Below are 11,779 nucleotides of genomic sequence, written 5' to 3'. Positions count from 1 at the left end.
GGCTTTTCCAGAACGAACGGTCAAGTCAGAGGGTGTGCAAGCTGCGCCGATGTTGTCCCTGCCTCGTACGTCCTCACCTCGTACGTCGTGACCGTCACCGTTTCGTCGTCCAGGCACCGTCCCGACCCCAGGTCGAACCGCTGCTTGAGGAGCGGCGAGGCGACGAAGGGCCGGCCCTGGTGGGAGCCGGTCAGGCCGCGGGAGAGGACCGCCGCGCCGCTGAACGGGTCGCGGTTGTCGATGGCGTACGTCCGGCCTGCCCGGTCGCGGAAGACGGCGGCCTGACGGCCGTCCGGCAGCAGTGCGGCCACCCCCCGGCCGGGCGTCAGGGCCGAGAAGTCACAGATGGTCAACCAAGCCTCTTCCAGGCGTAGTTGAACCTTCAGTGGAGGGGCGCTGTGTGGTCGGGTCATCGCTGGGCGCTTCCTTCCAGGGGGCGTGGGCCGATGGCCAGCAGCGGCAGGTCCGGCTTGATCTGGTCGCGCTCGGGGACGAAGCCGACCACCGGGTCGGGGGTGCCGGGGGCGTTCACGAACGACACGAACCGGGCCAGTCTCACCGGGTCGCCGAGGGTTTCCGCCCACTCGTCGCGATAGGCGCGGACATGAGCGGCCATCAGGGAGTCCAGCTCCTCGCAGATGCCGAGCGAGTCGTGCACGACGACGTCCCGGACATGGCCGAGGCCGCCCGTCATCCGCTCCAGCCAGGCCGAGGTGCGCTCCAGCCGGTCGGCGGTACGGATGTAGAACATCAGGAACCGGTCGATCAGACGGACCAGCCCGGCATCGTCCAGGTCCTGGGCCAGCAGGTCCGCGTGGCGGGGCGTGGCGCCGCCGTTGCCGCCGACCCAGAGGTTCCAGCCGGTGGCCGTGGCGATGACGCCGAAGTCCTTGGACCGGGCCTCGGCACACTCCCGGGCGCACCCGGAGACCGCCGACTTGAGTTTGTGGGGTGAGCGCAGTCCCCGGTAGCGCAGCTCCAGGTCGATCGCCATCCGGACCGAGTCCTGGACCCCGTAGCGGCACCAGGTCCGGCCGACGCAGGACTTCACGGTCCGCAGCGCCTTTCCGTACGCGTGCCCGGACTCGAAGCCCGCGTCCACCAGCCTGGCCCAGATCAGGGGGAGTTGCTCGACCCGCGCGCCGAACAGGTCGATGCGTTGACCGCCCGTGATCTTCGTGTAGAGGCCGAAGTCCCGGGCCACCTCACCGATCACGATGAGCTTCTCGGGGGTGATCTCGCCGCCGGGGACGCGCGGCACGATCGAGTAGGAGCCGTTCCTCTGCAGGTTGGCGAGGAAGTGGTCGTTGGTGTCCTGGAGGGCCGCCTCCTCGCCGTCCAGGACATGGCCGCTCGTGCCGATGACCGGGGCGAGCGAGGCGAGAACCGAGGCGACGGCCGGTTTGCAGACCTCGCAGCCGTCGCCGCCCCGGGCGCCGGGCCGTCCGTAGCGGTCGAGCAACGCCTGGTACGAGGAGATGCGCAGCGCGAGGACGATCTCGTACAGCTCCTCGCGGGTCTGCGGGAAGCAGCCGCACAGGCCGTGGTCGGCCTCGACGCCGTGCGCCGCCAGCTCCTCGTCCACGAGCTGACCGAGGACCTTGACGCAACTCCCGCATCCGGTACCGGCCTTGGTGCACTTCTTCACCTCCGGCACGGTGGTGCGGGAGTGTTCGGTGACCGCGTCGCGGACCGTGCCCTTGGTGACGTTGTGGCAGGAGCAGACGACGGCCGAGTCGGGGAGCGCGGAGGGACCGAGAGCGGCCGGGGCACCCGCGCCCGCCGGGAGCACCAACTGCCCGGGAGCGATCGGCGGCACCGATCCGGTGAGGGCGCGCAGGGTGCCGTACGCGTCGGCGTCGCCGACCAGGATGCCGCCGAGCAGCTCGCCGTCGCGGCCGATGACGAGCTTGCGGTAGGTGCCCGAGCGCGCGTCGGCGTAGACGACGTCGAGGCAGTCGGCGGTGGTGCCGTGCGCGTCGCCGAAGGACGCGACGTCCACGCCGAGCAGCTTGAGCTTGGTGGAGAGGTCGGCACCGGTGAAGCCGGCGGCCGCGTCCGCGCCGGCGATCGTCGCGGCGGCCGTCTCGGCCATCTCGTAGCCGGGCCCGACCAGCCCGTACACCCGGCCGTCGGACGCGAGGGCGCACTCGCCGATCGCGAACACGCGCGGATCGGAGGTGCGGCACCGCTCGTCGACCGTGATGCCGCCGCGCTCGCCGACCATGAGTCCGCTGTCGCGGGCGAGCCGGTCGCGCGGACGCACGCCCGCCGAGAACACCACGAGGTCCGTGGCGAGTTCGGAGCCGTCGGAGAGGCCCATGCCGGTCACGGCGCCGTCGGCGCCGGTGACGATCTCCCGCGTGCCGGTGCCGGTGTGGACGGTCAGGCCGAGGTCCCTGACGGTACGCAGCAGCGCCGCGCCGCCGCCCTCGTCGACCTGCACGGGCATCAGCCGCGGTGCGAACTCCACGATGTGCGTGGCCAGTCCGAGGCTCTGGAGCGCGCCCGCCGCTTCCAGCCCCAGCAGCCCGCCGCCGACCACCGCGCCGGTGGTCGCACGCGTCTTCGCGTACTCCTCGATGGCGAGCAGGTCCTCGATGGTCCGGTAGACGAAGCAGCCCTCGGCGTCCCGGCCGGGCACCGGCGGCACGAAGGGGGAGGAGCCGGTGGCGAGGACCAGGGTGTCGTAGGCGACGGTCAGGCCGGAGCGGGCCGTGACCGTCCGCGCCGCCCGGTCGATCGTCCCGGCCGGGTCGCCGAGGTGCAGTTCGATGCCGTGCTCGGCGACGAACCCGGCGTCGGTCAGCGAGAGTTCGTCCGGGGTGCGGCCCGAGAAGTACGAGGTGAGCCGGACCCGGTCGTAAGCCGGACGGGGCTCCTCACCGAGCACGACCACCCGGTGCGTCGCGGTCAGCCCGCGCTCGGCCAGCGCCTCCAGGAAGCGCTGGCCGACCATGCCGTGACCGACGAGCACGATCGTGGGGGTGTCCGTGGACATCGGGAGCCTCCGTCGTCGGGGTGCGGTGCAGCGGCCTGCGGCCAGGACCCCGCGGTTCCGGCGCCGGTCACCACCGGCCGCGCGTTCGAGGTCATGCCCGCAGCCTGCGATGCCGGTGTTACCCGGTCGCATCGCCGTGGTTTCCCGGGCGGAACGCTGATCTCAGCGGGGGCGGGGACCGGCTGTGAGGGTCCCGCCCCACACGCGTCACCGGCGGGTGCCGGGCGGTCCCGCGGCAGCTCGGCGGTGGGAGCCGAACCTCACAGGACGCCCCCTTTGATGGACGGCACATCCATCCCCTCCATAGGGTCGCGATCATGCCCGACATATCGCTGACCATGGTCGTTGTGCTGTGCCTCGCCTCCCTCGCGGCGGGATGGATCGACGCCGTGGTGGGCGGCGGCGGACTGCTCCTGCTGCCCGCGCTGCTGCTCGGGCTGCCGGGCGGCACCTCGGCGGCGTACGCGCTCGGTACCAACAAGGCGGTCGCGATCGTCGGGACGAGCGGCGCGGCGGTGACGTACGCGCGCAAGGCGCCCGTCGACGTGCGGCTGGCCGTACGGATCGGTCTCGCGGCGCTCGCCGGCTCCACGGCCGGTGCCTTCGTGGCCGCCGGGATGAGCACGGACGTCCTGAAGCCCGTCGTGATGGTGGTCCTGGTCGGCGTCGGGACGTTCGTCATCCTGCGTCCCGCCTTCGGTACCGCGCCCTCCGCCGAGCCCGTCCCGCCGCGCCGCGTGCTCGCCGCGATCGGACTCGCGGGCCTCGGCATCGGCTTCTACGACGGGCTCATCGGCCCCGGCACGGGCACCTTCCTCGTCCTCGCCCTCACCGCGCTGCTCCACCTCGACCTGGTGACCGCCTCGGCGACCGCGAAGATCGTCAACTGCTGCACCAACGCGGGCGCCCTCGCGACCTTCGCGTGGAAGGGCACGGTGTACTGGCAACTGGCCGCGCTGATGGCGGTCTTCAACCTCGTCGGCGGCACCGTCGGGGCGCACACCGCGCTGAAGCGGGGCAGCGGGTTCGTCCGGGTGGTCCTGCTGACGGTGGTGTTCGCGCTGGTCGCGAACCTGGCCTACCAGCAGTGGGTGGCCTGAGGCCGCCGCTCGGGCCGGACCCGTGTCGGCCGCCCGCGGGCGGGCCCGGGTCAGCCGCCGCCGGTCAGGTGGGCGAAGACGACCACGTTGCCCTGGTAGCCCGTCGTCCTCGAATAGCCGCCGCCACAGGTGATGACGCGCAGTTCGGGGCGGGGCGCGGCCCCGTACACCTTGTCGTCGGGGAAGTCGCGGGCGTCGTACACCTCGACGGCGTCGACGGTGAAGTGCGCGGTGCCGCCGTCGCGGCGCGCCACCTCGATGGCGCTGCCCTTGCGCAGGGCGCCGAGGCCGTAGAAGACGGCCGGCCCCTCGGTGTTGTCGACATGACCGGCGACGATGGCGGTGCCGCGCTCGCCGGGCGTGGTGCCGGCCTCGTACCAGCCCGCGAGGTTCTTCTGCTCGGCGGGCGGGACGTCCAGACTGCCCTGGGGGGTGAGTCCGAGTCCCATCAGCGGGGCGTCCACGCCTATCGAGGGTATGCGGATCCGTTCGGGCGGGGAGTGGCGGAGCGCGGGGACGGACTGCCGGGCGGCGCTGCCGGTGCCCGACTGGGCGGCGGAGGGCTGGGGCGGCGGATGGCTCTCGGTGCCGCTGCGCACCAGCCAGACGCCCGAGCAGAGGGCGACCACGGTGACGGACGCTATGACGGTGTTGCCGACGCTGCCGGGGCGACCGGCTTTGGTTATCCGGTGCACTGGAGCCTCCTCTCGGGGTTCTGCGGGGGTTCGTCAGGGGTTCCGCAGGGGTCTTCGAAGTCCTGTCGGGGCTGCCTCGGGGTTTCGTCGGGGTGGGTCCCCGTCCCCCTCCGGGCCGCGAGGGGCGTCGGGCCACGGAGGGGGAGGGAACGGCGGTACCGGCGGACGGACAGCGGAGGGTGTCCGTCAGATCCCGTCGCCTCTCGCCCGGCGATGCAGGAGCCAGGTACCGCCCGCGGCGGCGACGGCCAGTGCCGCCACTCCCGCCGCGGTCTTCGTGGGGTCGGTGCCGAGTGCGCCACCGACGCCCGTGTTCACATGTCCGCGCGGCTGGAGCTGGTCGCGCGCCGAGGTCGCCGAGGTCATGGTGACCGTCAGATCGCCGGTGACCTGTGTGCCGCGGGAGCATTTCGCGACGATCTCGTACGTCCCGGGCTGGGCGCTCGGCGGCACCCGGAACCGGCCGACCGCGTCGTTCTCGTGCGGGCCGGCGGCGAGCGGGAAGGTCCCGGCGCCGACCGCGCTGGCGTCACCCGTCGCGGCGCCGTTCGTGCCGCACGCCGCCGTGCTGACGGCGATGTCGCCACCCGGGAGCGCGGTGGAGGGGGACACCTCCAGACTCACGGTGCTTTCGCCGTACGCGGGCGCGACCGTGAGACCCGCGGCGGCGACGGCGAGCGCGGTACCGGTCAGCAGACGGGCTGTGCGTCGCATGGTTGCTGCTCCTCCGAGGGGGCGCGGCCCGCGGCACCCCCAAGTGCCGCTGCGTCGGTCGTGCCCCTGCCCTTCCGAGGTAAGTGGTACCGGCACGCGCCCGCTTGCCGGGGAAGGCCGGAAGCGTGGTGAACGGGTGGTGTACGAGAGGGCCGTACGGGGGGATCGGAGGACGTTTCGGCAGGTCAGCGGTGTGCGTCGAGCGCGAGGGGAGAACGGGGGTCCGAAGGGGGGAGGGCCCGGGTGAACGGGTGAAGGGCGTCCGGGCCCGGCGACACGGCCGTCCGGGCCCGGCGACACGGGCGTCCGGGCCCGGCGGCAGGACGCGGCGCCCGCGCGACCTCGACGGGACCGGACGGTACCCGGGTGTACGGCCCGGCGCGTCAGCCCACGGACACGGCGGACCAGGCCGCCGCCACCGCGCCGTACTCCGTGCTCCCCGCGCCGTACAGATCCTTCGCCGCGTTCAGTGTCGCCGTCCGCGCGCCCGCGTACTTGGTCGAGGACGTCATGTAGACCGTCAGCGCCCGGTACCAGATCGCGCCGAGCTTGTCCCGGCCGATGCCGGTGACCGTGGAGCCGTTGCAGGTCGGGCTGTCGTAGGAGACGCCGCCCACGGTCGCCGCGCCGCTGCCCTCGGCGAGCAGGTACGCGAAGTGGTTCGCCACGCCGGACGAGTAGTGGACGTCGAGGTTCCCCACCGACGAGCTCCAGCAGTCCGCCGAGCTGCCGTCCTTGGAGGGCCGGTCCATGAAGCGCAGGGCCGGCTTGCCGAACCCGGAACGCACGACCTTCTCGCCGATCAGGTAGTCACCGGGGTCGGTGGCGTTGTGCGCGTGGAACTCCACCAGCGTGCCGAAGATGTCGGAGGTCGCCTCGTTGAGGCCGCCGGACTCGCCCGAGTACGTCAGCGCCGCCGTCTTCGAGGTCACGCCGTGGGACATCTCGTGACCGGCCACGTCGAGCGCGACCAGCGGGCCGAGCGTGGTCCCGTCACCGTCCCCGTACGTCATGCAGAAGCAACTGTCGTCCCAGAAGGCGTTGTTGTAGTTGCTGCCGTAGTGCACACGGTTGTACGAGCCCTTCCCGTCGCCCGCGATGCCGTTGCGTCCGTGCACGTCCTTGTAGTAGTCCCAGGTCGCGTCCGTGCCGTACTGGGCGTCGACCGCGGCCGAGGCGCGGTCCGCGGCCGCCCCGCTGCCCCAGTGGTTGTCGGTGTCCGTGAAGAGGGTCGCCGGGGCCCGGCTGACGCAGATCCCGAGGATGCACAGGTCCGTCTTGTTCGCCGCGTCGCCCGTGTACGTGTTGCCCCGCGTCGGGTCCTTGAGCTGGTACGCCGATCCGGACGGCGTGGTCTCCAGCGGGACCGTGCCGCTGTAGAGCGAACGGCCGTCGCCGGCCGCCGTCTCGACGCTGTCCCAGGCGTCGATCTGCCGGCCGGTGCGGGCGTCGGTCAGCACCGCGCGGGCGACCGGGTTGCCCAGGGAGTCCTGGCCCGCCACGTCGGTGCGCCAGGCCAGTCGGGGAGCGCCGTGCAGGGCGTCGACCACCAGCTTCGGCCTGGCCGTCACCTTCCTCAGGGTCTGTCCGTCGTGTGCGGCGCGCAGCGCGGTGGCGGCCAGGGAGGCGGCCTTCGGGCCGGAGAGCGCGGGCGTGGTGGTGGGCACGGCGAGGTCGCGGGAGGTGGCCAGGTCCGCGCCGCGGTAGGAGCCGTTCGGGGCGAGATGGACCACGAAGTCACCGCCGAGCACGGGCAGTCGGCGGTACGTGCGGTCGTAGCGCACATGCCGGCCGCCGTCCGCGTCGATGACGACGTCGCGCACGCTGGTGCCCTCGGCGGAAGTCAGGCCGAGGCGCGCGGCCTCGCGCACGAGGGCCGTCGCCGCGTCGGCGATCGCGGTGGCCCGGCTGCCGCCGCAGCGGTGGGGGTGAGGGCGGTGGCGGTGGGGGTGAGGGCGGTCGCCAGCAGGGCGGTGGTGGCCGCGGCCACCCCGGCGGCGGCCAGACGGGAACCTCGGGTGGGGCGTATCCGGTTCCGACTCATCGGTCTCCTCGGGGAGGCACGCTCAGGCGCGTGTGGGGGGCGCTGATGCCCGTTCAGATTTAAAGGTCCATGACATGTCATGTCCATAGCGCATACGTGGTTGCGGCGGGTGTGGAGGGAATCGTTTCCGCGCCCTCACGAATGAGAGGCGATCATGGAGACCGCAGCCGGAACACCCCCGGAATGACCACAGGAACGACGGCCGTGGCAACGTCCGCGGCGTCCACCGGGACACCCCGGGGCCGAGAGAGGGGACTGGCTCTTGAGCGTCACCGACGGGGAACCGCTGCCCTTCTTCGTCTACGGCACCCTGCGCCCCGGCGAACACCACCACGACCTCTTCCTGCGCGGCCGGACGCGGTCCGAACAGCCCGCCAGGATGCGGGGGATCGTGCTGTACGACGGACCCGGATACCCGTACGCCGTCGAGGAACCCGCAGGTGTCGTGCGCGGGGAGCTGGTCACGGCGCTGCCCGAGGCGTACGCGGAACTGCTCGGCGCGCTCGACCGGCTGGAGGGCAACCTGTACGAGCGGATGGTCCGCGACGCGGCCCGCGTGGACGGCACGGCCGCGCGGGCCTGGGTCTACCTGGCCGCACCCGCCGTCGCCGCCCGGTTGCGGACCCACGGTCGGCTCGTCCCGGGCGGGGACTGGCGGGAGCGTCGGCGTGGACCGTGACGGGACCCGTCGTCGACGCCCGGCGGGAGCGGTGCGCCGGGCGCGGTGCGCGGTGCTTGAGCGGCGTCCGCCGGCCGGCTACTGGCGGTTGAGGGAGCGGGTGACGCCCGCCGCGATCGTCGTCGCCAGGATCCAGCCGGTGGCGACCAGCAGATACGAGAGCCACTGGTAGCCGCCGCGCGGCGCGAAGGCCGTCTCCTGCCCGAAGTCGACCAGGGGCAGCAGCAGGTCGAGGGTGTAGACGAGCGGATTGAAACCGGGCGCCTCGGCCGGCTTCAGGGCGTGCGGGTGGTGCAGCGCGAAGGCGACCGCGCCCGTGCACAGCAGCAACAGCAGCCAGCCGGCGGCACGCATCGGCCGGAAGCCGTACCCGACGGTCGCGTCCTGCAGATGACCCCAGAACCGGGCGGGGCGTGACAGCGTCCCGCGATGCCGCCGGAGCTTGGCCAACTGCACCGTACGCGCGGCGGCGTCGTCGCCCGCGGTCCGGTAGGCGGCCGCCAACTGCTCGTAGGCGTAGGGAAGATAGCCGGACTCCTCGCGCTCCAGCAGCGGCAGCCGCAGCTCGGCGGGCAGGTGCGGGGCGAGGGTGCGGTAGCCGAGGCCGTCGAGGCGCACCTGTCCGGGCCAGGTCTCCGGGGGAACGTGCAGCAGGTCCAGCTGGGAGCGGCGCAGATTCACCGTGCCCACGATCGGGGCGGCCTCGCGCAGCCACAGCTCGCCGATGACACAGCTGCTGGCCCGCAGGGCGGGTCCCCCGGGGTTCGACAGCCGGGCGTAGGCCAGATTGAGCTGGTGGGGAATCCTCGCGCCGCTCAGGTTGACCCGCCCGTACGCGCGCAGCCGCATGGCCCGCAGATCGGTGCCGACCGACAGCGTCTCGGCGTGCAGCGCGGTGCCGCCCGGCGCGTGCAGTTCGGCGTCGTCGAGGTTCAGCTGCCCGCCGAGGGTCGCGCCGTTCAGCCGGACCTGGCCGTGGGCGACGAGACCGACGGCCCACACATCGGTGCCGACCTCGGCGTGGTTGAGCTGGAGGGCCGGTTCCGCGGCGGCCTCCGGCGCGCCGGGATCCCGGTCCGGGGCGTCCGGGTCCGGTGGCACGCCGAGCCGCGCCCCGTTCAGGAAGACGGCGCCCGAGATCTTCGCGCCCTGGAGCCGCACCTGCCCGGTGACACGGCAGCAGCTGAGCCGCAGCACCCCCTCCACCCGCACGGTGCCCGCGGTGAGTCCGGGCAGCACCGAGTCGCTCAGCACCAGGTTGCGCAGCCGCGCCCCGTACAGGTTCGGGTCCTGCTCGAAGTGGCAGAACCGCAGCCGTACGGGGTGGTCGACCGTCCCGTAGGTGAGGTCCAGCCGTCCGGTGACGCGCGCCCCGCTCAGCCTCAGGCCGGCTATCTCACCGTCCTGGACGGCTCCGCCGATCAGCAGCGCCCGCAGCACCTCGGCGCGCACGGTCCGCTCCGGTCCCCAGGAGGCCCCGTCCGCGGGGTCCTCGTCGGGGCTCTCGCGGAAGTCGACGCCCTCGCCGCGTGGGAAGGCGTCCCGGACCCGGCACTCCGCGGGCGTCAGGTCGGCGGGGATCACCGCTCGCCCGCAGCCGCCAGCGCCCGCGCCACCCCGGGCTCCTTGTGCCCGAGGAACCGCGGATCGGGCTCGAACACCACGTCCAGCAGGGCCTTGCCCGCCGCGAACACCTCGCGGGCACCCCCGTAGTACCAGGTGGCGTCGTGCTTGGCGTCGACCCCGACGCCGTACGAACGCACCCCCGCCGCCCGGCACAGCGCGACGGCCCGCCGGATGTGGAACCCCTGGCTGATCAGCACCGCCTCGTGGACGCCGAAGATCTTCCGGGCCCGCACGCACGAGTCCCAGGTGTCGAACCCGGCGTAGTCGCTGACGATCCGGCCGTCCGGCACCCCGTGCCTCGTCAGATACGCGCGCATGGCGTCCGGTTCGTCATAGTCCTCGCGGCTGTTGTCCCCGGTGACGAGGACCACCTCGATCCGCCCCGCCCGGTACAGCCGCGCCGCCGCGTCCAGCCGGTGCGCCAGGTACGGCGACGGCTCGCCGTCCCACAGCCCCGCCCCGAAGACCATCGCGACCCCGGTCCTCGGTACGTCCGCGGTGGTCCGCAGCCGGTCGCCCGTCACCACGTACAGCCAGGTCGCGGGAAGCAGCGCCAGCACGCACAGCACCATGACCACCTGTACCGCCCTGCGCTGCCCGGCACGGGTGCGGGGGAGCCGCGGGAGCCGTCCCAGCCGCGGGAAGAACGGTCTACGGATGCTCGGGCGCGGCAGGCGCAGCATGATCGGTGTCCCCCAGATGGCGTCGGCTCGCGGCGGCGTTCGACAGATGGGGACGCAGCGTAAGCCCGTTCGGTTCGGCGCGGTGCGGTGACCGGGGTCACCCGGTGCCCCCGACCGCGCGTGCGGGGGCCTCACAGACCGGCGGAACGCCACCGTGAACCCCCGGAAAACACCCGTCATGCCGGTGCAACGGCGCGGCAACCTCCTACCGGCACGATCGGTCCATGACGGCGTCGCCATCCCCTCACGACGAGTCCCCGACCGGCACCGGGGGCCGGCCGCTCCCGGGCGCCCCCCTCGACAGTACGGCGCAACTCATGAACGCGATCACCAGCCGGCTCGGCCATCAGCTCAGCCTCGTCGACCTCGACGGCACGCGGCGGCCGCCGCCCCCGCCGCTCGTCCTCGTCGCGCACGGCAGCCGCGACCCGCGCGCGCTCGGCACCGTGAGCACCCTCGTCGAACGGGTCCGCGAACTGCGCCCGCACCTGTCCGTGCGGCTCGGTCACCTCGAGCTCGACGAACCGCTGCTGCCCGCCACCCTCGCCTCGATCGACACGGCCCGCGACCCCCGGGCCGTCCTCGTGCCGCTGCTGCTCGGCCGCGGCCACCACGTCAAGCGCGACGTCCCCGACGCGGCGGCCGCCGTCCCGGGCCTGCGTGCCCGCGTCGCCGCCCCGCTCGGCCCGCACCCCCTGCTCGTCGAGACGCTGTACGCACGGCTGGTCGAGGCCGGCTGGCGCACCCGGATGAGTGACGCCGCCCGCCGGGCGAGCGGTGTCGTGCTGGCCGCAGCCGGCTCCCGCGACCCCGAAGCGGCCGTCGACACCCGCCGCACCGCCCGCCTGCTGGCCGAACGCCTCGGCGTGCCCGTCGCGGCGGCGTACGCCTCCGCCGCCGCGCCCACCGTCCCGGCCGCCGTACGGGCCATGGCCGCCCGCGGCCGCCACCGCATCGCCGTCGCCTCCTACTTCACCGCGCCCGGCCGCTTCGCCACCGCGTGCGCCGAGGCCGCCCCCTGGATTGCCGCCGCACCCCTGGGCACCCACCCGGCGATGGCCCGCCTCGTCCTGCACCGCTACGACCAGGCCCTCGCGGCCCCCGAGCCGGCCTCCGAACGCGAGCTGGTGCCGCGGCAGGCAACGTTCGCCCCGTCGCGACGTCCGGCACGCTCCCCCACAGCCTCAAGGGCGTGGGAGGTGCCCCCACTCGCCGCACCGGCCGAAAGCCCAAGTAC

8 protein-coding genes and 2 pseudogenes are annotated in these 11,779 nt (G+C 73.5%); 3 read left to right on the top strand and 7 right to left on the bottom strand.

The features are described 5' to 3' along the window. Window positions 1–20 precede the first annotated feature (20 nt). Window positions 21–413, bottom strand: a complete 393-nt coding sequence (gene nirD, locus HEP85_RS13510; protein ID WP_168528001.1) for a nitrite reductase small subunit NirD — start codon at window positions 411–413, stop codon at window positions 21–23. Continuing rightward, window positions 410–3,001, bottom strand: coding sequence for a nitrite reductase large subunit NirB (gene nirB / locus HEP85_RS13505; protein ID WP_329287741.1), 2,592 nt, complete (start codon window positions 2,999–3,001; stop codon window positions 410–412). The genes nirD and nirB overlap by 4 nt, the downstream gene beginning before the upstream one ends. A 317-nt stretch (window positions 3,002–3,318) precedes the next feature. Between nirB and HEP85_RS13500 the strand changes: the two genes are divergently transcribed. Next, entirely contained in the window at window positions 3,319–4,101 is a 783-nt protein-coding gene (locus tag HEP85_RS13500; protein ID WP_168528000.1) for a TSUP family transporter, read from the top strand. A 50-nt stretch (window positions 4,102–4,151) separates the two neighbouring features. On the opposite strand, the gene HEP85_RS13495 is transcribed toward HEP85_RS13500, so the two are convergent. From HEP85_RS13495 to HEP85_RS13485, 3 genes and pseudogenes are all read right to left on the bottom strand, one after another. Further along, window positions 4,152–4,796 carry a class F sortase gene (locus HEP85_RS13495; protein ID WP_248001913.1) on the bottom strand — a complete coding sequence of 215 codons (645 nt, stop codon included), beginning with the start codon at window positions 4,794–4,796 and terminating at the stop codon, window positions 4,152–4,154. Window positions 4,797–4,982: 186 nt separating this feature from the next. Beyond that, window positions 4,983–5,510, bottom strand: coding sequence for a hypothetical protein (locus HEP85_RS13490; protein WP_168527999.1), 528 nt, complete (start codon window positions 5,508–5,510; stop codon window positions 4,983–4,985). Window positions 5,511–5,893: 383 nt separating this feature from the next. Continuing rightward, a pseudogene (locus HEP85_RS13485) lies at window positions 5,894–7,554 on the bottom strand (M4 family metallopeptidase). 262 nt (window positions 7,555–7,816) lie between these two features. Between HEP85_RS13485 and HEP85_RS13480 the strand changes: the two are divergent. Continuing rightward, window positions 7,817–8,233 (top strand): gamma-glutamylcyclotransferase family protein, encoded by a 417-nt coding sequence (locus tag HEP85_RS13480; RefSeq protein WP_168527998.1) that lies wholly within the window; start codon window positions 7,817–7,819, stop codon window positions 8,231–8,233. A gap of 78 nt (window positions 8,234–8,311) precedes the next feature. Here the strand turns inward: HEP85_RS13480 and HEP85_RS13475 are convergent, their stop codons facing one another. Both HEP85_RS13475 and HEP85_RS13470 read right to left on the bottom strand, forming a co-directional pair. Next, entirely contained in the window at window positions 8,312–9,817 is a 1,506-nt protein-coding gene (locus tag HEP85_RS13475) for a membrane-associated oxidoreductase (protein ID WP_168527997.1), read from the bottom strand. Next, window positions 9,814–10,542, bottom strand: coding sequence for a vancomycin high temperature exclusion protein (locus tag HEP85_RS13470; protein WP_168527996.1), 729 nt, complete (start codon window positions 10,540–10,542; stop codon window positions 9,814–9,816). The genes HEP85_RS13475 and HEP85_RS13470 overlap by 4 nt, the downstream gene beginning before the upstream one ends. 224 nt (window positions 10,543–10,766) lie before the next feature. On the opposite strand from HEP85_RS13470, the pseudogene HEP85_RS13465 reads away from it, so the two are divergent. After that, window positions 10,767–11,639: pseudogene (locus tag HEP85_RS13465) on the top strand (sirohydrochlorin chelatase); the annotation flags it as partial. Between the last annotated feature and the right edge of the window lie 140 nt (window positions 11,640–11,779).

This window comes from Streptomyces sp. RPA4-2, from assembly GCF_012273515.2.
GTDB classification, from domain to species: Bacteria; Actinomycetota; Actinomycetes; order Streptomycetales; family Streptomycetaceae; genus Streptomyces; species Streptomyces kaempferi.
This window is presented reverse-complemented; position numbering and strand designations above follow the sequence as displayed.

Coding starts and splice junctions, on each gene's coding strand:
- HEP85_RS13500 (WP_168528000.1), top strand. CDS start 3,319: ATGCCCGACATATCGCTGACCATGGTCGTTGTGCTGTGCCTCGCCTCC.
- HEP85_RS13470 (WP_168527996.1), bottom strand. CDS start 10,542: ATGCTGCGCCTGCCGCGCCCGAGCATCCGTAGACCGTTCTTCCCGCGG.
- nirB (WP_329287741.1), bottom strand. CDS start 3,001: ATGTCCACGGACACCCCCACGATCGTGCTCGTCGGTCACGGCATGGTC.
- HEP85_RS13490 (WP_168527999.1), bottom strand. CDS start 5,510: ATGCGACGCACAGCCCGTCTGCTGACCGGTACCGCGCTCGCCGTCGCC.
- nirD (WP_168528001.1), bottom strand. CDS start 413: ATGACCCGACCACACAGCGCCCCTCCACTGAAGGTTCAACTACGCCTG.